The sequence below is a fragment of the Streptomyces caelestis genome, assembly GCF_001279005.1.
GTDB lineage: Bacteria > Actinomycetota > Actinomycetes > Streptomycetales > Streptomycetaceae > Streptomyces > Streptomyces heliomycini.
The window spans coordinates 288,033-308,487 of the sequence record NZ_LGCN01000210.1; the positions used below are offsets into that span (position 1 = coordinate 288,033).

Annotated in this window: 14 protein-coding genes; 3 read left to right on the forward strand and 11 right to left on the reverse strand. The window is 72.9% G+C overall.

Features of this window, described 5'->3' with window-relative positions:
- Window positions 1–314: 314 nt before the first annotated feature.
- Window positions 315–1,442: a M48 family metallopeptidase gene (locus ADK41_RS24595; RefSeq protein WP_030818366.1), complete on the forward strand. Its 1,128-nt coding sequence runs from the start codon at window positions 315–317 to the stop codon at window positions 1,440–1,442.
- 181 nt (window positions 1,443–1,623) lie between these two features.
- Here the strand turns inward: ADK41_RS24595 and ADK41_RS24600 are convergent, their stop codons facing one another.
- The 5 genes from ADK41_RS24600 to proB all read right to left on the reverse strand — a co-directional run bounded on the left by ADK41_RS24600 (window position 1,624) and on the right by proB (window position 6,529).
- A complete protein-coding gene (locus ADK41_RS24600; protein WP_030818368.1) occupies window positions 1,624–2,697 on the reverse strand; it encodes a hypothetical protein in 1,074 nt (357 codons plus the stop codon).
- 87 nt (window positions 2,698–2,784) lie between these two features.
- Window positions 2,785–3,378 (reverse strand): hypothetical protein, encoded by a 594-nt coding sequence (locus ADK41_RS24605; protein ID WP_030818370.1) that lies wholly within the window; start codon window positions 3,376–3,378, stop codon window positions 2,785–2,787.
- 72 nt (window positions 3,379–3,450) lie between these two features.
- Entirely contained in the window at window positions 3,451–4,737 is a 1,287-nt protein-coding gene (locus tag ADK41_RS24610) for a glutamate-5-semialdehyde dehydrogenase (protein WP_030818372.1), read from the reverse strand.
- A 63-nt stretch (window positions 4,738–4,800) separates the two neighbouring features.
- Window positions 4,801–5,268 (reverse strand): hypothetical protein, encoded by a 468-nt coding sequence (locus ADK41_RS24615; RefSeq protein WP_078661738.1) that lies wholly within the window; start codon window positions 5,266–5,268, stop codon window positions 4,801–4,803.
- Between the two features lie 133 nt (window positions 5,269–5,401).
- Window positions 5,402–6,529 carry a glutamate 5-kinase gene (gene proB / locus ADK41_RS24620; RefSeq protein WP_078661728.1) on the reverse strand — a complete coding sequence of 376 codons (1,128 nt, stop codon included), beginning with the start codon at window positions 6,527–6,529 and terminating at the stop codon, window positions 5,402–5,404.
- Between the two features lie 194 nt (window positions 6,530–6,723).
- Between proB and ADK41_RS24625 the strand changes: the two genes are divergently transcribed.
- Window positions 6,724–8,157: a polysaccharide pyruvyl transferase family protein gene (locus tag ADK41_RS24625; RefSeq protein ID WP_037803096.1), complete on the forward strand. Its 1,434-nt coding sequence runs from the start codon at window positions 6,724–6,726 to the stop codon at window positions 8,155–8,157.
- Between the two features lie 101 nt (window positions 8,158–8,258).
- The gene (locus ADK41_RS24630; RefSeq protein ID WP_037803098.1) at window positions 8,259–10,286 is read left to right on the forward strand and encodes a membrane protein; all 2,028 of its coding nucleotides are present in this window, start codon (window positions 8,259–8,261) and stop codon (window positions 10,284–10,286) included.
- 149 nt (window positions 10,287–10,435) lie between these two features.
- On the opposite strand, the gene ADK41_RS24635 is transcribed toward ADK41_RS24630, so the two are convergent.
- The 6 genes from ADK41_RS24635 to ADK41_RS24660 all read right to left on the reverse strand — a co-directional run bounded on the left by ADK41_RS24635 (window position 10,436) and on the right by ADK41_RS24660 (window position 20,434).
- Entirely contained in the window at window positions 10,436–11,635 is a 1,200-nt protein-coding gene (locus ADK41_RS24635; protein WP_030818386.1) for a glycosyltransferase family 2 protein, read from the reverse strand.
- Window positions 11,636–11,839: 204 nt separating this feature from the next.
- The gene (locus tag ADK41_RS24640; RefSeq protein ID WP_030818389.1) at window positions 11,840–13,915 is read right to left on the reverse strand and encodes a hypothetical protein; all 2,076 of its coding nucleotides are present in this window, start codon (window positions 13,913–13,915) and stop codon (window positions 11,840–11,842) included.
- A gap of 183 nt (window positions 13,916–14,098) precedes the next feature.
- Window positions 14,099–15,595: a bifunctional cytidylyltransferase/SDR family oxidoreductase gene (locus ADK41_RS24645; RefSeq protein WP_030818391.1), complete on the reverse strand. Its 1,497-nt coding sequence runs from the start codon at window positions 15,593–15,595 to the stop codon at window positions 14,099–14,101.
- A gap of 225 nt (window positions 15,596–15,820) precedes the next feature.
- The gene (locus tag ADK41_RS24650) at window positions 15,821–16,564 is read right to left on the reverse strand and encodes a hypothetical protein (RefSeq protein ID WP_234318495.1); all 744 of its coding nucleotides are present in this window, start codon (window positions 16,562–16,564) and stop codon (window positions 15,821–15,823) included.
- Window positions 16,565–17,178: 614 nt separating this feature from the next.
- On the reverse strand, window positions 17,179–18,729 hold the full coding sequence (locus tag ADK41_RS24655) for an alkaline phosphatase D family protein (RefSeq protein ID WP_030818394.1): 1,551 nt from the start codon (window positions 18,727–18,729) through the stop codon (window positions 17,179–17,181).
- Window positions 18,730–18,919: 190 nt separating this feature from the next.
- Window positions 18,920–20,434 (reverse strand): FG-GAP-like repeat-containing protein, encoded by a 1,515-nt coding sequence (locus ADK41_RS24660; RefSeq protein WP_051842735.1) that lies wholly within the window; start codon window positions 20,432–20,434, stop codon window positions 18,920–18,922.
- Between the last annotated feature and the right edge of the window lie 21 nt (window positions 20,435–20,455).

Below are 20,455 nucleotides of genomic sequence, written 5' to 3' on the forward strand. Positions count from 1 at the left end.
TCGTAAGCGGGCGCCTCCGCGCCGATCACGCCGACTCCGCCGTTGCGGGCGCGGGGGCGGGGGGAAGGAACCTTCCCCGCCGCCCGATCGTCCTTCCGGCTGTAGCCACGCAACAGGAACCACGCGGCGGGCGCACAGCCCACCGCCCTCACGATCAGGAGCACCCGGAGCAGGATTCCCCGCGCCTCCTCGGCCGTCCCGTCGTCCGTCACCGCCCGTCCACGGCGACTCCGCCTGGGCCGGGCCTCGCCGCGAGGGAGCGAAGGATCGCACGAGGGGCCGCGAAGGGTCACCCAGACGCACATGGGGGATACATGTCCGACGGCCATCAGCACAACGGGCACGAGAGCGTGCCGAGCAGGCAGCGCAGGCGCTTCCCCGGGATCTCCACGCGGGCGTACGAGCATCCGGCGGACCGTTCCGCGCTGGTGGCGCTGCGCAAGCTGACCGGTTTCGACACGGTGTTCAGGGCGCTGAGCGGTCTGCTGCCCGAGCGCAGTCTGCGGCTGCTGTTCCTGTCCGACTCGGTGCGGGTCTCGGACCGGCAGTTCACGCACCTCAACGACATGCTGCGGGACGCCTGCTACATCCTGGACCTGGAGAAGGTCCCGCCGATGTACGTCAAGCAGGACCCGAATCCGAACGCGATGTGCATCGGCATGGACGAGCCGATCATCGTGGTGACGACGGGGCTGGTGGAGCTGCTCGACGAGGAGGAGATGCGGGCGGTCGTCGGACACGAGGTCGGGCACGCGCTGTCCGGGCACTCGGTGTACCGGACGATCCTGCTGTTCCTGACGTCGCTGGCGGTCCGCGTCGCGTGGATCCCGCTCGGCAACGTCGCGATCATGGCGATCGTGACGGCGCTGCGCGAGTGGTTCCGCAAGTCGGAGCTGTCCGCGGACCGCGCGGGTCTGCTGGTCGGCCAGGACGTACAGGCCTCGATGCGCGGCCTGATGAAGATCGCGGGCGGCAACCACCTGCACGAGATGAACGTGGACGCGTTCCTGGAGCAGGCCGAGGAGTACGAGGCGGGGGGCGATCTGCGCGACTCCGTGCTGAAGATCCTCAACGTGCTGCCCCGCTCGCACCCGTTCACCACCGTGCGGGCGGCCGAGCTGAAGAAGTGGGCGGCCTCCCGCGACTTCCAGCGGATCATGGACGGCCACTACCCGCGCCGTGAGGAGGACAAGGACGCCTCGGTGCGGGACTCCTGGCGGGATTCGGCGAGCAGCTACGCGGACGAGGTGCGCAACTCCAAGGACCCGCTGATGAAGCTGGTCAGCGACATCGCGGGCGGCGCCGGGGACCTGGGCGGCCGGGTCCGCCGCGGCTTCGGCGGTTTCACGTCCCCGGGGCCGAAGCCGCCGAAGCCGGGACCGGGGGAGCCGGGTGCGGCGTCGGGCACGGAGGGCGACGAGCCGCCACGCGACGGCGCGTAGGGCGCAGGGGGCCGCGGGTCGGCGGTCGGCGGTCGGCGGTCGGCGGTCGGCGGTCGGCCGGGAGCCTGCGTTCCCCGCCCGTGCCCCGGGACTTCCCGGGAGGGCTGCGGGGAGCACGCGGGCGCGGGCGGTGCGTGACGAGCACGGCGCCGCCCGCCGGAAGGGCGCGGCGCCGCCCGGCTCACAGCTTCGGCTGGGCGCCCGGGGCGAGGGAGCCGCACAGGGCCGGGGTGCTGCCCGTGGCGTACGGATCGGTGCCGGCGGGGGCGGTCCCCTCGGCCCTGTGGCCCGCCAGCAGCGGGCGCAGCCGGACGGTGGAGTCCTCGGCGCAGGACAGCGGACCGGCCTGGACGCGGGCGACGACGAGTTCCGTCCGGTGCAGGCGCAGGTCGTCGCGGTCGAAGCGGAAGCGCAGCTCGCGCCGGACGGTGAACAGCGACGCCGCGGCGTCCCGGCCTGCGCCGGCCGGGCGCAGCGCGTAGACGAACGTGTGGTCCGTGGTGACCTCGAGGGTGGCGGAGTCGGTCTCGGTGGCCCGCATGGTGCCCTGGACCCGGATCCCGCGGTCCGCCAGCCGCACGCGGGCGGGGTCGAAGCGGACCAGCCATCCGGTGGGCGCGTGCCGTCCGTCGGCGGTGGGCCGGTCGAAGCTCCGGTCGAACTGGTCCAGCTGACCGGGGTCGAGCAGCACCCGCACGGGCCGGGTCTCGCCGCCGGTGAGCACGCCCGGATCGAGGGCGGACCGTACGAGGTAGTCCTTGGCGGTGAACAGCGCGGCCACCACCTGGCCGTCGGAGAAGTGCGCGGTGCGCCGGGACGCCGGGAGCGGCACCCCCTCGGCGCCGGGCCGGAACTGCGCCGCCGGACTGCGCGCGTACAGCTGGTCGACGTCGGCGGTGCCGGGGACCTCGCCCCGCGGGGCGAGCGGGATGACGGTCGTCCGCAGCGGCTCGGCGGGCTCGTCGGCGACGGGGCTCCGGTAGGGGTGGCGCACGCCCATGTAGACGGCGGTGCCGAAGGCCACGGCGATCAGCAGGACCAGGATCAGCGCCTGCCGGGGCAGGCCGCCGCGGCCCCGCGGCGGACGGCGGCGCACGGCGGGCGCGTGGTCGGTGATGCGCTGCTCGGCGGAGTACTCCTGGAGCCGGGCAGCGCGGACGAAGGACTCGTCGAAGACGACGGACCTGTACTCGTCCTCTCCACCTCCGGGGGCTCCCTCGGGCGTCCCCTCGGGTGGGTCCGAAGGCCCTCCCATATCTTCAAGGGTAGGTCCGGGGAGGTTCCGGTAAACGCCCCGCCCGGGTCAAGTTCTGACAGGTTCTCACCAGGCCGGCGGCCTCTCTCAGGGGCTGCCGCGCGGGATCACCGGGACGGTCGGCCGGGAGTGGTCGGCCGACGCGGAGGGCGTCGCCGCGCCACCCCGCTCCACACCGGTGGTGGTGGGCGGCGGGGCCGGGTCCTGGCGGTGGGAGGACGCTCCCCGGTAGACGGCCGAGAAGGCGAGCGCGACCATGCCGATGCCCATCACCAGGGCGAGCATCCAGGCGACGGGACGGTGCCAGCGCACCTGCCTGCCGTACGGGCCCGGGGAGCCGCGGACGCCCTCCAGGAGGTCCTCGGCGCCGTCCGGGTCGTCGTAGCCGGAATCGCCCCGGTAGCCGCCGTACCCCTCGTCGTACCGGTCGCCGCGCGCACCGGCCCGGTGGGCCTCGGCCTCGGAGGCCTCGGCTCTGGCCTGTGCGGCGGCCAGGAGGCGTTCGACGGCGGTCGGCTCGTGCACTTCGGCCGCCCGTACGAAGGCCTCGTCGAAGACCACGGAGGCGAACTCTTCGTCCGACACCCCGCGGTCGTGGTCGTCGTCGGGCTCCCAGCCGTCAGGGAACGGCGTGCCCCCCACGTCCTCCGGCACGCATCCAGAGTAGACCTGGGGGGTCATTTTGGGCAGACGGTATGGAAATTCATCCGTCCGGGGAGGCGGTCCCGCCACCGCCCTTCCCGCGTGCGCGGGTCAGCGCCGTACGTGGCCGTCGCCGGTGACGATGTACTTCGTGCTGGTCAGCTCGGGCAGGCCCATCGGCCCCCGGGCGTGCAGCTTCTGCGTGGAGATGCCGATCTCCGCGCCGAAGCCGAACTGGCCGCCGTCGGTGAACCGGGTGGAGGCGTTCACCGCGACCGTGGTGGAGTCCACCAGCTGGGTGAAGCGGCGGGCGGCCTGCTGCGAGGTGGTGACGATGGCCTCGGTGTGGCCGGAGGTCCACAGCCGGATGTGCTCGACGGCCCGGTCGAGGGAGTCGACGACGGCGGCGGCGATGTCGTGGGAGAGGTACTCGGTCTCCCAGTCCTCCGTGGTGGCCTCCACGACGGTGGCGCGGGAGTCCTTGGCGTACGCCATCACGCGTTCGTCGGCGTGCACGGTCACCCCGGCGTCGGCGAGGGCGTCCAGGGCGCGCGGCAGGAACTCGGCGGCGATGTCCTGGTGCACCAGGAGGGTCTCGGCGGCGTTGCAGACGCCGACCCGCTGGGCCTTGGAGTTGACCAGGATCTCCACCGCCATGTCGAGGTCGGCCTGCGCGTCGACGTACACGTGGCAGTTGCCGGTGCCGGTCTCGATGACCGGGACGACGGACTCCTGGACGACCGTGTTGATCAGCGAGGCGCCGCCGCGCGGGATGAGCACGTCGACCAGACCGCGGGCGCGCATCAGCTCGCGCACGCTGTCCCGGCTCTCTCCGGGCACCAGCTGGACGGCGTCGGCGGGCAGCCCGGCGCCGTGCACGGCGTCGCGCAGGACGCCCACCAGGGCGGTGTTCGACCGGTAGGCGGAGGACGAGCCGCGCAGCAGGACCGCGTTGCCGGACTTCAGGCAGAGGGCGGCGGCGTCGACCGTCACGTTCGGACGGCCCTCGTAGATGATCCCGACGACGCCGAGCGGCACCCGGACCTGGCGCAGGTCGATGCCGTTGGGCAGCGTGGAGCCGCGGACGACCTCGCCGACCGGGTCGGGCAGCGCGGCCACGTCCCGCACGTCGGCGGCGATCGCGCGCACCCGCTCGGGGGTGAGGGTGAGCCGGTCGATCATGCCCTCGCCGGTGCCGGCCTCCCGGGCCCTGGCCACGTCCTGGGCGTTGGCCTCGACGATTTCACTCGTACGGACCTCCAGCGCGTCCGCGATGGCGAGCAGCGCGTCGTCCTTGGCGGCCCGCGGCAGCGGCGCGAGGGTGGCGGCGGCGCCCTTGGCCCGGTAGGCGGCCTGGTTGACCGGGGACATCGAGTCGTACGGGGAGAGCGTGGTCATGGAAAAAGGGTAGTGCGGGCGGCGGGTCCGGTCGGCGGTCGTCCCGAACCCCGAGACACGGGTTCAGAACGGGTGGACTCCGACGGGTGTCGCCGGCACCGGCCCGTACCCCGCCGCGACGCGCTGGTGGTAGGTGGCCCGGTCGATGACCTCCAGACCGACGATCTCCCAGGGCGGCAGGCCGGCGGTCCGGCGGTGTTCGCCCCACAGGCGCAGCGCCACGGCGGCCGCGTCGTGCAGGTCGCGGGCCTCCTCCCAGTAGCGGATCTCCGCGTGGTCGTCGGCGTAGCGGCTGGTCAGCAGGAACGGGTGGTCGTGGGCGAGCTGTTCCAGCGCCCGCCGGACCTCCGTGACGGGGGCCGGCGCGCCGGAGACGCTGAGGGTGACGTGCCACAGGCGGGGCAGGTCCCGGGGTCCGCCGCCGTCCTGGAACCGGTCACCGGCGGCGACGCTGCTCAGGGCGCGCTCGTCGCCGGCCGCACGGGAGCCGGCACCGCGAGACGGTGTCGTCACCGGGCGCACTCGTCTCACGACGGCCTCCTTCACGCGCGGACCCACCCGGTGGTCGGGCGGATGTGTCCTCGTAACAAAGTGGAGCAGGCCGCCGGGGATCGCGGGGCACTTTCGCGGAACGTCCACCACCGAGGGCGGACGTTCCGGCACATTACGGATGCAGGACCACCAGATCGTCCCTGTGTACGACCTCGCGTTCGTACTCCGGTCCGAGATCCCGGGCGAGTTCACGGGTCGAGCGGCCGATCAGGAGGGGGATCTCCTTGGCGTCGAAGTTGACCAGCCCCCGGGCCACCGCCCGCCCCTCCCCGTCCCGCAGCTCCACCGGGTCGCCCGCGCTGAACTCGCCCTCGACGCCGGCGATCCCGGCGGGCAGCAGCGACTTGCGGCCCTGGACGACCGCGCGGACCGCGCCGTCGTCCAGGGTGATCGCGCCCTGCGGGGTGGAGGCGTGCTGGAGCCACAGCAGCCGGTCGGCGGAGCGGCGGCCGGTGGGGTGGAAGTAGGTGCCGGTGTCGCCGCCGGTGAGGGCGTCGGCGGCGTGCACCGCACTGGTCAGCACCACCTGGATGCCGGCGGCGGCGGCGATCGAGGCGGCCTCGACCTTGGTGACCATGCCGCCGGTGCCGACGCCCGCCCGGCCGGCGCTGCCGATCTCGACGTGGGCGAGGTCCGCGGGACCCCTGACCTCGGCGATCCGCGAGGTGCCGGGGCGGGCCGGGTCGCCGTCGTAGACGCCGTCCACGTCGGAGAGCAGGACCAGCAGGTCGGCGTGGACCAGGTGGGCCACGAGGGCGGCGAGCCGGTCGTTGTCGCCGAAGCGGATCTCGTCGGTGGCGACGGTGTCGTTCTCGTTGACGATCGGGAACGCGCCCATCGCCAGCAGTTCGTCCAGGGTGCGGGAGGCGTTGCGGTGGTGGGCGCGGCGGCTCATGTCGTCGCTGGTCAGCAGCACCTGGCCGACCCGGACGCCGTAGCGCGCGAAGGAGGCGGTGTAGCGGGCGACCAGCAGTCCCTGGCCGACGCTGGCGGCGGCCTGCTGCCGGGCCAGGTCCCTGGGGCGGCGGCGCAGGCCCAGCGGGGCGAGACCGGCGGCGATGGCGCCGGACGAGACGAGGACGATCTCCCGTTCCCCTCCTCTGCGCACCTTCGCCAGCACGTCGACGAGCGCGTCCACTCGATCCGCGTCCAGACCGCCCGCCGCGGTGGTCAGCGACGAGGAGCCGACCTTCACGACGATCCTGCGCGCCTCGCCCACGGCCTGCCTTGCCCCTGCCACCCTGCCGCCCGTCCCTCACGTCGATCGATCGCCCACCAGGCAATCTACGCGAAGCGGATCGGACGGCGCTCGGTCATTCCAGCCCCCGGAACGGGCCGGTGCGGGTAACCGTACGATCACGGCTCGCTCACAAGAGGAAGGTTGTGCCGGTCACCTATAGAAAACAAAGATTCCGCAAACGTAGTTTGAACTCCGTGTCACACAACGTTCCCCCCACGAAGCGCATCCTCCTCAGATCCGGCAAGAGCCCCTACGCGGTCATGTCCGTGGAGGAGGCCCTCCACCGCGACGTCATCGCCACCAACGCCGGCAACCTGATCTTCAGCGACGCCGCGCACAAGATCCTCGAAACACCGCGCACCGAGGTGGTCTCGAACGAGATGCGCACCGAGGTGGCCGAGGCGGCGCGGATCAACGAGGAGTACGACGCCTTCGTCGTCCCGCTCGCCAACGCCTTCCGCCCGTCCTTCGAGCCGGGCCTGAAGCGGCTGACGCGGCTGATCGGCCGGCTGAAGATCCCCGTGGTCGTCCTCGGGGTCGGCGCGCAGACCGGGCTGAGCTACAACCCGGACCGGCTGAAGCCGATGGAACCGAGCGTGCGCGCGTTCGTCTCCGCGGTGCTCGACCGCAGCGCCTCGATCGGCGTGCGGGGCGAGTTCACCGAGAAGTACCTCAAGGACATGGGCTTCGGCGACGTCGAGGTGATCGGCTGCCCGTCGCTGTTCATGTACGGCAAGGAACTCCCCGTGCAGAAGCGGGCGCAGGAGCTGACCGCCGACTCGCGGATAGCGATCAACGGCTCGCACAGCGCCGTGCGCAAACCGGTCATGGAGCGGACCCTCTCGCGCACCCACGCGCGCTACCCGAACCTGCGGTTCATAGGCCAGAACCTCAGCGACGCCAAGCAGCTGCACTGGCGGGACCTGTCCGACCCGAACGGGAAGGTCACCGCGATGCCGACGCACCCGGACCACCCGATGTACCGGGAGGGCAAGGTCCGCGTCTACGTCGACCCGGTCACCTGGATCGACGACCTGCGGGACTTCGACTACTCCTTCGGCTCGCGCATCCACGGCAACATCGCCGCGCTGCTGGCCGGCACGCCCGCGACCGTGCTGTGCGCGGACTCGCGGACGCTGGAGCTGTGCCGCTACTTCGAGATCCCGCACCGCCGGATCGACAAGCTGCCCGAGGACGTCGACCCGGCGCGGCTGTACGAGGAGACGGACCTCAGCGCGCTGACGGGCAACCACCACGAGCGGTTCGAGCGGTTCACGGCGTTCCTGGACCGCAACGGCCTGGAGAACACGTTCTCGCACGGCGACGGCGGCGCGGCCTTCGAGAAGAAGCTGCGCTCCCTGGACTTCCCGGCGGGGGTGCGCCCCTGGACCGACACCGACCTCGCCTCCCTCGCCTCCCGCATGGGCTGGCTGAACAACCGGGTGGGCGAACTGACCGAGGAGAACACCCGGTTGCGGCGGGAGCTGACCCGGGCGAAGGCCGGGGCGCGCAGGCCCACGGCCGTGCCGGCGCCCACGTCGGTGTACCGCAAGGCCCGCCGCGTGGTGGGCGCTCCCCTGCGCCGGGCACTGCAGGGGGGCCGGAACCAGGGTTCCGGGGGGTCGTAGCCCTCCGGTCACTCCCCGCGGCGAGGACACCCGCGTGTCGTCCGGAGGCCGGCGCGCGTTAACCCGGGCGCCCGTCCTGCGTCGACCCTGGAGTGACCGCAGTGCCCGAACCCTCGTCCCCCCGGCGGCGGACCGCCGCCCCGTTGCTCGTCCTCGCCGTGCTGGCGGCCGCCTTCACCGCGCAGGCCGTCGCCGCGCTGCGCCCCCACGTGCCGCTGCTGCTCGTCTCGACCGCCGTGTCCCTGGCGGTCGAGGGCGTGCTGTACCGGTGGCAGCCCGACATGGTGGCGCTGTTCGCCAAGTCGCACGCGGACGTCACCGTCCGCCACGTACTGCGCGATCTGCTGCTGGTGGTGGGCCTGCTGCGGCTCGGCGAGCAGCACCGGGAGACGCAGTACGCCCCGCTGGTCGCCGGGCTGCTCGCCTTCTACGCACTGCACTGCACGGTCCAGGCGGTGTCCGTGCTGGTCCGCCGCACCCGCACGCTGCCGGTGCTGACCCGCAACATCGACGCCTCGGCGCTGCGCCTGTCCCCCGCCCCGGCCGCGCTGCTGCGCCGCCCCGGCCACCGGCTGCTGGTGTTCGGCCTGCCCGCCACGGCCGGGCTGACGGCGACGGCGGTCACCGACGACGCCCGGTGTGCGGCGGCCGGTGTCGCGCTGGCGCTGCTGCTCGCGTCCGCGGGCCTGTGCGCGCTGCTGCTGCGGCTGCTGCCGGGCCGGCGTCCGGCGGGCGAGCGGGAGGTGCTCGACTGGTTCGACGCGTGGCTGGCCGAGTACCGGCCGACGGTCGGCCTGTACTTCTCCGGCGGTCCGTCCTCCGCCTACCAGGCCAACATGTGGCTGGAGCCGCTGGCCGGGCTCGGCGGACGGCCGGTGATCGTGCTGCGGGAGCGGTTCATGGTGCCGAGGATCGCGGCGACCGACATCCCGGTCGTGTGCCTGCCGAAGGTGTCCACGCTGATGCGTCTGGAGCAGTCCACGCTCCAGGTGCTCGTCCACCCGTCGAACTCCGGCAAGACCTCCCAGGTGCTGCGGATCCCCACGATCAAGCACGCCTTCGTCAACCACGGCGAGAGCGACAAGCTGTCGTCCTGCAACCCGTACGCGAAGGCGTACGACGAGGTGTGGGTGGCCGGTCCGGCGGCGCGTGAACGGTACGCGCTGGCCGAGGTGGGGGTCGAGGACAAGGACGTGGTGGAGATCGGCCGCCCGCAGCTGGACGCCGTGCGCCCCTACGCGGGTCCGCCCGCCGGCGCCTGCGTGACCGTGCTGTACGCGCCGACCTGGGAGGGCTGGGACGGCAACCCGGGCAACACCTCGGTGGTCGCGGCCGGTGAGAACCTGGTGCGGGCGCTGCTCGCCGACCCGGGGGTGCGGCTGCTGTACAAGCCGCATCCGCTGACCGGCTCGGTGGACCCGCGGGCGGGCGCCGCCGACCGGCGCGTGCGGGAGCTGATCCGGGCGGCGAACCGGGAGCGGTCCGGGGCGCGCCCCGCGCCGTCGGGGGAGCCGGCCCGGCGCGCCGCGGAGCTGGACCGGCTCACCACGGCCGCCTTCCGGGCGGGCGCCGACCAGGTCGAGCGGATGCTGGTGCAGTCCGCGCCGGAGCCGGGCCGGGCGCAGGCGGTGGCACGGGCGACGGCGGCCTGGGAGGAGGCGTACTGGGCGTCGCTGCCGGAGTGGGAGCACCAGGTCGTCACGGACGTCCGGCCCGACCTGTACGCCTGCTTCAACGTCGCCGACCTGCTGATCAGTGATGTGTCGAGCGTGATCAGCGACTTCCTGGCGAGCGGGAAGCCGTACGCGGTGGCGAACACCGGCGGGCTGCCCGAGGAGGCGTTCCGCGCGGCGTTCCCGACGGTGGCGGCGGCGACGGTGCTGACGCCGGACGCGGCCGGGGTGCCGGCCCTGCTGGAGGCGGTCCGCGACCCGGACAAGGACGAGTTCGTGACGGCCCGTGCGGAGCTGAAGCGGCGGCTGCTCGGTCCGGCCGTCCCGACGGCCCAGCAGCGGTTCGCGGCGGCGGTGGAGGCTCTGTGCACGGCGGCGCGGGAGCACAGGGACCGTGCGGCCCGTCGCCTCACCGCGGAGCTTCCCGGCCAGCGCCGCGGCACGCTCATCCCGTAGGGGGTCCTCGCCCCCGCCGCCCCTTCCCGTCCCGACCCCGGGGGCTGTGCCCCCGGACCCCCCTTCGGCCCTACGGGCCTGGTCCTCGAACGCCGGACGGGCTGATTCAGCCCCTCCGGCGTTTGAGGAGCGGCGGGGGCGAGAAGGGTTCAGGCCGGCGTGACCGCTCGGAACGGGGCCAGCAGACGGCGGGCGGCGCGGCGCGGCAGGGAGTCCGTGCCGCCCGCGCGGTAGCCGGGGACCGCGCGGGCCTCGCGCGGGGAGGCCAGGTACACGGAGTCGGGGATGCCCGCCGCGCGGTCGCGGAAGTGCGGGTAGGCGAGGTAGACGCGGCGGCCCCGGCGCTCCAGCAGGGCCCGCGGCTGCTCCTTCTCCCGGACGAAGCGCAGGACGTCCATGAGGGGTTCCAGCCGCTGCCCGGCCACCAGGTGCAGCCGCAGCCGCTCCTCGACCTTCAGCCGCCGGGCGACGCCCTCGGTCCAGTGGACGTCCATCAGCGGCCGCGCCAGCTCCAGTTTGCGCCGCCGGACGTCGTCGGTGTCCTTGAGGAACCGGGGGCCGAACTGGGGCAGCAGGGTGACGGTGAAGGGCCGCACCATGAGCAGGTCGCGGCGGGGGCCCTCGGGGACGAGACCGGCGATCAGGTTCATCAGGGCTCGGGCGGAGTCGAACCGCAGGGTGTAGCCGCCGCTCCTGGTGACGTGCTTGCCGTCGTCGCGGCCCACCAGGTAGTAGCAGGTGTAGTCGGCGATCACGGAGACGCCGTCGGCCCGCAGATAGGCCTCCATGGTGAACAGCGCGTCCTCGCCGGTGAACAGGGACTCGTCGAACCGCATGCCGTGCCGCTCGAGTAACGAGCGGCGGAACAGTTTCTGCGCGCTGAGCGTGAACTTGATGGGGGAGGAGTAGACGTCGGTGCGCTCCAGCGTCCTGCCCCACATGGACTTCGGCGCGCCCCGGTTGACGCCTTCGATCCGGCCCAGCACGACGTCGGTGCCGGCCCGGTCGGCCATGCCGACCATCCGCTCGAGGGCCTCGGGGCCCAGCCGGTCGTCGGCGTCCAGGAAGAAGACGTAGCGCCCGGCGGCCTTGGCCAGGCCCACGTTGCGCGGGCCGCTGGGGCCGCCCGAGTTCTCCTGCCTCAGCACGGTGACCGGCATCGGCGCGCGGGCCGCGAACTCCTCCAGGCACTCCCCCGTGCCGTCGGTCGAGCCGTCGTCGACCGCGATGACCTCGACGCGCTCCGGGGCGATGGTCTGCGCCTCCACGGAGGCGAGACACTCCGTCAGGTACGGCATCGCCTCGTACGCCCCGATGACCACGGTGACATCAGGCTGCGCCATGGTCACTTTCCCCCTCGTCACGGGGCGTTTCCCCCGTATCGCCTCATTCTTTATGTGTGAGACGGCAGTTCGAAGCGAGAGGTTGCGTCGGACACCTGTTTTAGTGGTCCACGTCACAGGACCGCCGACGGCCTGTCGGGCACGTGAAAGGGCTCGGCCCCCGAGGAATCGATCCTCGGGGGCCGAGCCCTGCCGAACCCGCCGGGCCGGTCAGCCGGCGTCGACGCCGTCCGCCCCACCGGCCGCCGACGTCCGCGGCACGGGCACCGCGTCCGCCAGCTCCACGTCGGGGCCGCCGGTGGTGATCCGGGTCTCCTGGCCGAGGTTGCGCGTCTCGGCCTTCAGCGCGAGCTGGGCGACCGCGGTGTTGAACCGGTCGATGGACTTCGGCTCGTCCGGGCCGAGCAGGTAGCGCTTGAGCTCCCCCCGGTCCCCGGCCAGCGGGTCGGCGGACGGGGCGCGGACCGCGTCGAGCAGCCCGCCGAGCTCCTTCGCGCCGTTGGACAGGATCACCGCGGCGCGCACCGCCGTGTTCTGCCGCTTGAACTCCTCCACGCCCAGCTCGGCGGAGTCCGTGACGGCGTACGGCTTGCCGCTGGCGATGAAGTCGGAGACCACGCTGGAGATGTCGGAGACCATCGCGTCGGAGACGTTGAAGCAGTCGTACAGGCGCGGCTCGGCGCCCGTGATGACGCGGTGCTCCCAGTCGGGGAAGGAGCGCCAGTACGCGGTGTTCCACTCGGCGCGCAGCCGGGCGGTCTCCTCGTGCCGGGCCACGTCGACCACCCCGTCGCGGGAGGCCTCGGCCTCGTCGCCCTTGTCGGCGCCGCCGGCCAGCTCGGCCAGCCGGGCCTCGATGCGCGCCAGCTCGGCCCGCGCCTCTGTCTGGGCGGCGGTGTCGGCGGTGAAGCGCGGGTCGGCGGCGCGCGCGGCGGCGGCCTTCTCGATCAGCGCGGTGATCCGCTGGTGGGCGGCCTTCGCCTGCGGGCTGCGGGTGCCGGTGAAGGGGTGCGGCTTGTACAGGACGCGCACCGCCGGGTCGGCCTGGACCAGCTTCTTCACGATGTTCTCGCCGGCCAGCAGGATCGAGGTGTTGCCGGGGTTGTCGTCCCAGCCCTCCCAGGTGGGGGCGTACAGGACGGTCGGCATGCGGTCGCCGGGGACGCCCTGCCAGGTCTGGATCGGGGCCAGCTGCGGGCGGCCGACCTCGACGATGTCCTCGTCGCGGACGCCGACGTCGGCGATGGCGTAGCGGTCGCGGCCCGCGCGGCCGGCCGTCCACACCTCGTCGTAGACCTTGCTGAACGGGTTGACGCTGGCGAGCTTGTCGCTGTCGCCGTGGCCGATGAAGACGTGCTTCATGGTGGGCACGCGCAGCATGTGGATGTTCTTGCCGACGTTCGCCGCGTACAGCGCGACCCGCACCGTGGACAGGTCCATGTTCATCAGGTGCACCCCTCCGGGCACGCAGACGACGGGGACCGTGGTGGGCGCCAGGTTCTGCAGGATGACCCGCTCGCGCAGGATGACCAGCGGACGGGTGTCCAGCTGCTCCATGGTCTCCAGCCACATGTTGACCTGGTAGGCGGAGTCCTTGGAGCCGGAGAAGTACAGCACGGTCTCCGGGCGGTACTCGCGCAGCCAGCCGTCGACCGCGTCCAGCACCTTCTCCGGGCTCGGCGGGGTCTTCCGGCCGCGCACGTAGGGCAGCAGGGCGAGGACGTACAGGGTGCCCGCGGCCACCGTGACGCCGATGCCGGTGTAGCCGATGGCCGCCGACTCCAGGGAGGCGCCGGCCAGTATGCCGACGACCGCCGCGAGGTCGAGGTGGAGCATCTTCTCCGCGGGCCGGTTCAGCAGCGCGCGCGGCGGCGCGTCCGGGATGCGGATGCGGGAGGCCAGGTCGACGTTGCGGGTGGCGACCGGCATCCGGCGGCGGTTGCGGATCAGCGTGGTGAGCGCGCCGTGCGGGGCCTGGAGACCGTAGAAGGCGATGAAGCAGGCGATCGCCCCGTAGTAGATCAGGTTGTCCGCGAGGGACAGGCGGGCCAGCAGCAGGATCAGCAGCAGCTGCCGGATCAGGAAGCGGATCGACAGGCCGGCCCGCACCTTGCTGAGGCGGCTGACCAGGTAGCTGCCCTTGCGGTGCAGATAGTGGTCCGCCAGGTACGTCACTGCGGCCGCCGCCGCGAAGGCGGGGATGCTCGGGACGAGCGCGGCCAGCATGAGGCAGGGGAAGCCCAGCACCATGAGGGCCGCCGCGGCCAGCTCGGCCGCGCTGCCCACCCGGGCGACGCGAATAGCGGTGGATATCACGAATAACCTGCTCTTGGAGGGGGGAGTGCCGGTTTTGTGCCTGTGCGCAATTCGAGAGGTACGGATTCAGGCCCCCGCGAACTCCCGTCGACTCACCACGTGAACAGGAGGCCGCGGAGGCCTGAATTACGGAAGATTATTTAACGGCAATTATTACACGCCGTCCTGACGGTCCAGCACCGCGGCCAGCGCCTGCTCGAACCCGGTGGCCCGCGCCGCGCCCGCCGTCGGGTCCTGCTGCCGTACGTCGATGACATGGCCGGTGAGCTCGGACAACAGCACGTCCAGCGAGGTCCGGGCCACCGCCTCGGAGGACAGCAGACTGCCCGCCGGCTCCTGCCCGAAGGCCTTGGTGCGCATCGGCGTGGCGGTGCGCTCCGGGTTGATGCAGTTCACCCGGACGCCGTCGCCGGCCCACTCGTCGGACAGGGCCTGGGTGAGGTTCACCATCGCGGCCTTGGTCGAGGAGTACAGGCTGTACTCGGCGCGCCCGCGGGTGTAGCTGCTGGAGGTGTACAGCAGCAGCTGTCCGTCGGTCTCCGCGAGGTACTTGTAGGCCGAGCGGGCGATCTGCACCGGGGCCAGGTAGTTGACCTTCAGCGCCTCCTCGATGGTGGCGTTGTCGGTCTCGGCGAGCTTGCCGATGCGCAGCACGCCCGCGGTGTTGACGACGTAGTCGATGCGGCCGGTCTCGCCGTACGCCTTGGACAGCGCGTCGTCGACCTCCTCCGGGTTCTCCACGTGGGTGCCGGTGGTGGAGCGGCCCAGCGCGTAGACGGTGGCGCCGTAGGACTCGGCGAGTTCGGCGATGTCCTTGCCGATGCCGTACGAACCGCCGAAGACCACCATGGTCTTGCCGGTGAGCAGCTGCCGGTAGGCCTCCTCGGAGACCTGCTCGGGAGCGGCGGTGGAGGCGAGCTGGAAGAGCTTGTCGGCGATGAAGACGTCGACCGGCTGAGTGACCTTCATGTTGTACTCGTCGCCCGCCACGACGTGGATCGGCACGTCCGGCAGGTACTTGAGCACGACCGAGCAGTCGTCCGTGGCCTGGAAGTTGGGGTCGCCGGCGGCGACCTCGTAGGCGCGGCGGATGGTGGACAGCTTGAAGGCCTGCGGGGTCTGGCCGCGGCGCAGCCGGGAGCGGTCCGGGATCTCCGTGATGAACTCGCCGTCCTCGCCGTGCGTGCGCGTGACGATGATGGTGTCGGCGGACGGGATGGCCACGTCGACGGCCTGGTAGCGCTCCAGCGCGGTCACGCAGTCGTCGATGACGCGCTGCGACAGCAGGGGGCGCACGGCGTCGTGGAAGAGGACGTTGCGGTCCTCGCCCTCGGCCAGGCCCTCGCCGAGCGCGGCGATGGCCCGCTCGGTGGTCTCGTTCCGGGTCGAGCCGCCCTCGATGACCTTGGTGACCTTGGTGAGCCCGGCCTTGGCGACGATCTTCTCGATGTCGGGCACGTACCCCGGCGCCATCAGCACGATGATGTCGTCGATCGAGTCGGCCTTCTCGAAGGTGGCCAGGGTGTGCTCGATGACTGCCTTGCCGGCGATCTTCAGCAGCTGCTTGGGGATCGACAGACCCACCCGCTGACCGGTACCGCCGGCCAGGATCACTGCGGTGGTACGGGGCTTGGCTATGTGCTGGGACACAGGTGACCTACCTTGGGGCGACAGGGAACTGCGAAATGGTCCCACTTGTGGTTACCGCAGTGCAAGGTGAGCGACCTCTGCCGCATATGTGCGCGCCACCTGTCATTCACCCAGGACTCCGGGCGCCCGGTGAGGGTTCCCGGGACGCACCGTGAATTCTTGTGAGTAACTCCACAGGAGTTATGCCATTGCTGTGCGTGACAGGCGTGACACCACCCGGTCGGCTCAGCGCAGGCGCAGCCGTTCCGGGCAGCGGTGACCGAGGACCTTCACGAGTTCCTTCGACGATGTCCGGTGAACGGTACGCCCTTTGCCGGCGCCGCTCGTCGCCGCGGCCGTGGTGAGCGTCCCGAACAGGGCCCGCGCGGCCGCCTCGGGAGCGAGCCGCGGCGCGTCCGCCGGTCCTCCGGACGCCGGTGTGCGGGACGGCGACGCCGGGTCGCCGAGGATCCGCACGCCCGTGGAGCCGGTCCGCGCGGCCGCCTCGGCGCCGATCCCGGCGGCGGCCTCCGGGGTCCATCGCGGGGTACGGATCCTCACGTCCCGCGGGGTGGGACCGCACGCGTTCCTCATATGCGCGATCGCGCCGTGCCGCACCGGCTTCGAATACAGCTCTTCCGGAAGCCCATTGCCGCGGAATTCCTTGTCGAGGTTCCGCGGCATTTCGGTCTCGGCGAGGGTGAGGGAACGGTTCGCGGTCTCCGGGACCGGACGCGGCAGCCCATGGGGCAGTACCGGCAGCGCCTCGAAGGTGCGCATCGGCGCGTCCCGGTCGCGGTCGTCGACCACGACGACGGTCACCCGGTCGGGACCGGTCGCCCCGGCCCACCGCCCGACCAGCCGGTCGTGCCGGCGCCGGAAGCCGGGGGCGGGCCTGTCGTACGGGGGCCGGCGGAGCATGTGCTCCAGCCACGGCTCATGGTCCAGCCGCAGCCCGTTCCGCCCGTACTGCCGCCACTGCGAGGGCATGGTCCGCGCCAGGGGCCGCGGCGTGACCAGGACGTGCGCCCTCCCCCACTCTCGGCTTCTCCCCCATGCCGCCGAGCTGCTCGACGATCCGGCCGATCGTCGCCCGTCCTCGGCGTCCGCGAAGAACGCGCTGCTGAGCACGGAGGTGCGCCGCCCGGTGGCCCGCACCCGGGCCGGGCGCAGGCGGCGAGGACGGCCTCGATCGGGTGCCGGCTGTGCGCCGGGAAGTCGACGCCGCGCCGTCTCCTCCTTCGCGGCGAACAACGCGCCCCGGACGGCGGTGGTGCCGGTTTCGTGCGGACCGATGTGCAGCAGGCGGGTGCCGGCGGGCAGCGGGGGACCACGCCGGTGGCCGGGGGTTCTTCTCCCGTACGGTCGGTGTCCGTGCCGAGGCACGGCAGGACGGCTCGCTGAGGATGCCGTGCGAGGAGCCCGGGACCCGGCTGAGTGCCGCACCGCCACGCCCTCCGCTCCCGCGGGCAGTCGTGCCGCAGGGCGGCACGGGTGGGCGCGGCGGCACCCCGCAGGCGCCGGGCGGCGCAACCCCACCCCCGGCCCGCCCCGGCACCGGGCGCCCCGCGAAGCGCCGGGCCGCGGACCCGCCCCCGCCCCGCTCAGGCCAGGTGCACGCCCGGCCGTCCCGCCTCCACCCGCAGCGCGGCCAGCGTGCGAGGCGTGGCCCGCGGCCGCAGCACCGTGTCCACCACCCGCACGCGCGCGTCGATACCGTCGCGACGGATGTCGAACAGGTGGTAGCCGCGGTGGGCGTCCAGCAGCTTCCAGTGCGGGTTGTCCGCGCGCCGCGGGTCCCACTGCGCGCGGAACGCGGCCTGGTCCTGGTCGCCGTTGCTGGAGATGGACGTGCCGACGAACTCGGCGCCCACGACCGCGGACCTCGGGTCGGCGAAGTCCGCCTTCAGGTCGCTGATCATCGTCAGATGGCGGTCGCCGGTGAGGACGACGGGGTTGCTGACCCGCCGGAACTCCTGGAGCAGGGCGTTGCGTTCGGCCTGGTAGCCGTCCCAGGCGTCGTAGTACCAGAGCTTGCCCTCGCCGACCTGGAGGTCGGTCTCGGCCATCATGACCTGGGAGGCGATCAGGTTCCAGCGGGCGGGCGAGTGGCGCAGCCCGTCGACCAGCCAGCGCTTCTGCGCGGCCCCGAGCATGGTCAGCGTCGGGTCCTGGGCGCCTTCCTGGGTGGTGGCCTGGTCGCTGCGGTACTGGCGGGTGTCCAGCACGTTCAGCCGGGCGAGGCGGCCGAAGTCGAGCCGGCGGTGCATGCGGATGTGCGGGCCGTTCGGCACGGCGGTGGCGCGGACCGGCATGTGCTCGTAGTACGCCTGGTAGGCGGCCGTCAGCCGGGCGACGAACGGGTCGTGCGCCTGCTTGTCGGGGTCCTGCGGGATCTGGCCGGCGAAGTCGTTGTCGACCTCGTGGTCGTCGAAGGTGACCACGAACGGGGCGTTGGCGTGCATCTCCGCGAGGTCCGGGTCGGAGCGGTACTGGGCGTACCGGTTGCGGTACTGGGTGAGGCTGTACGGCTCACCGGTGCCCTCGTGGCGCCGTACGCCGGTCGCCGAGGGGGTGGACTCGTAGATGTAGTCGCCGACGAACACCACGACGTCCGGGTCCTGCCGCAGCATGTCGGCGTACGGGGTGAAGTAGCCGTGCTGCCAGTTCTGGCAGGAGGCGAGCGCGACCTTCAGACGGCCGCCAAAGCTGTGCGGGGCGGGCGCGGTACGGGTGCGGCCGACGCGCGAGAGCTGCCCGCCGGCGCGGAAGCGGAACCAGTACGCGGTGTCCGGGCGCAGTCCGCGTACGTCCACGTGGACGCTGTGCCCGTATGCGCGCCGGGCCGGGGCGACGCCCCGGCGGACGACCTTCCTGAAGCGGGCGTCCCGGGCGACCTGCCACTCCACGGCCACGGTGCGGTCGGGCATGCCGCCGCCGTTCAGCGGGTCCGGGGCGAGCCGGGTCCACAGGACGATCCCGTCCGGGAGCGGATCGCCGGAGGCCACGCCCAGGCTGAACACGCCGTCGGGCAACTTCGCTTCGGCCGCGTGCGCGGTGGCCGGCAGCCACAGCTGGGCGGAGGCGGCGGCGCCGAGCACGGCGGCGCCTGCGGTCAGGACGCGACGGCGGTCGGGCCGGACTGCTCCGGTCATCGGTTGACTCCCCTGCCTCGTATGGCGCTTGGACACGGGGAAGCTCGCGGTCCGGGCGGTCCGTCCGCTGAACACCGTGATTCGCGTGCATGACAAGAAGGGGGACAACGGGAAACCCGTCGCGGCACGGGAACGTCCCGTGGACACGACGGGTCCGTCGGGTGAGCGGCGGGCGACGCGGCCGCGGCCGTCAGTCGGTGAAGGCGATGCCCAGGTGCGCCCCGGCGGCCACCGTGCCGAGGGTGCCGGCGCCGAAGGTCCCGGCGCCGCCCGCGACGGCCGTCGGGGAGGAGCGGAAGTACCACACCGACCCGGCGCCGGAGTTCTCCCCCGGCGCGCCGACGGCGAGGTCGGCGCGTCCGTCGCCGTTGGTGTCGCCGAGGTGGACGGCCCGGCCGAACCTGTCGTCCTTCTCGGCGGTGCCCGGTACGTTCGCGGTGTTCTGGGTGACCGTCAGGGCGCCGGCGCCGGTGAGCCCCTTCGCGGTGCCGCGCAGCACGACGACGGCGCCGGCCGCGGACACGCTGCCGAGGTCCTCGCCGGGCACTCCGGTGACGACGTCCTGGTAGCCGTCGCCGTCGACGTCGCCGAGGTGGACGTCGGTGCCGAAGGCGTCGTCGTCCTCGGCGGTGCCGGGCACGCCGGGGCGGTCCTGGTTGAGGAAGACGGCCTTCACCCCGTCGGGGCCCTTCGCGGTGCCGGGGATCCAGGTGACCCGGCCGCCCTTGACGTACGGGTTGTCGAGGTCGCTGTCGTAGCCGTCCACGGCCCGGCCGACCACGATGTCGTCGTACCCGTCGGCGTTCACGTCCCCGACGTCGAGGTTCTCGCCGCCCTGGAGGCCGGCGCCGTCGATGTCGTGGACGAGCGTGAAGGGGTTGAGGGCGGTGCGGTCGCCCAGCCAGTACACGACCCGGCGGGCGTCGAACTCGTCGCCGTCGTTCTCGGTGGCGACGATGTCGGTGAGGCCGTCGCCGTTGACGTCGCCGGCGGCGAGGTCGAGGACGCGGCTGTCGTACACGTCCTTCACCACCTGCTCACCGCCCGACCCGGCGCCGCCCCGGCCGAAGGGGCCCCTGAGGATCCGCAGGTCGTGCAGGTTCTCCACGGTCACCACGTCCGGGCTGCCGTCACCGTTGACGTCCCCGACGGTCAGATGACCGGCGGCGCCGAGCGCGTCGTGGGCGTCGCGTCCCGAGGCGAGCGCGGTGCCGCCGGACAGCCCCTGGGGCCCGCCCCACAGCACCTCGACCAGCCCGGCGTTCTCCCCTCCGTCCTCGGTGTCCTCGCGGGCGACGCCGACGACGAGGTCGGCGTAGCCGTCCCGGTCGAGGTCGGCGGTGGTGAGCGCGCTGCCGACCTCGTCGTCCGTCTCGGCACTGCCGGGGACGCCGGCGGTGTTCTGGTGGAACACCTGCCTGCTCGCGGGGCGCAGCCCGTTCGCCGACCCGTACAGCACGGCGACGTACCCGGCGCCCTTCTTGCCGGCGACGGTCGCCTGGGGCGCGGCCACGGCGAGGTCCGCGTAGCCGTCGCCGTCGAAGTCGTCGCGCGGCTGCGCGGCGCCGGCGGCCGGCCCCTCGGCGGGCGCGGCGTACGCGCCGGGCACCGCGAGGGCGCCGGCGACGACGAGTGCCACGCCGGTCGCGAGCGCGATCCGTGCGGGGCGGGTGAGGTTCCTGCGGCGTGGGAAAGGCGCGGTCATGGCGGGCGTCCTGTCGTCGAA

What these genes read in the sequence shown, in the direction of transcription:
- ADK41_RS24595 (WP_030818366.1), top strand. Translation starts at nt 315, where the DNA reads ATGTCCGACGGCCATCAGCACAACGGGCACGAGAGCGTGCCGAGCAGG.
- ADK41_RS24600 (WP_030818368.1), bottom strand. Translation starts at nt 2,697, where the DNA reads ATGGGAGGGCCTTCGGACCCACCCGAGGGGACGCCCGAGGGAGCCCCC.
- ADK41_RS24605 (WP_030818370.1), bottom strand. Translation starts at nt 3,378, where the DNA reads ATGACCCCCCAGGTCTACTCTGGATGCGTGCCGGAGGACGTGGGGGGC.
- ADK41_RS24610 (WP_030818372.1), bottom strand. Translation starts at nt 4,737, where the DNA reads ATGACCACGCTCTCCCCGTACGACTCGATGTCCCCGGTCAACCAGGCC.
- ADK41_RS24650 (WP_234318495.1), bottom strand. Translation starts at nt 16,564, where the DNA reads ATGCCCTCGCAGTGGCGGCAGTACGGGCGGAACGGGCTGCGGCTGGAC.
- ADK41_RS24655 (WP_030818394.1), bottom strand. Translation starts at nt 18,729, where the DNA reads ATGACCGGAGCAGTCCGGCCCGACCGCCGTCGCGTCCTGACCGCAGGC.
- ADK41_RS24660 (WP_051842735.1), bottom strand. Translation starts at nt 20,434, where the DNA reads ATGACCGCGCCTTTCCCACGCCGCAGGAACCTCACCCGCCCCGCACGG.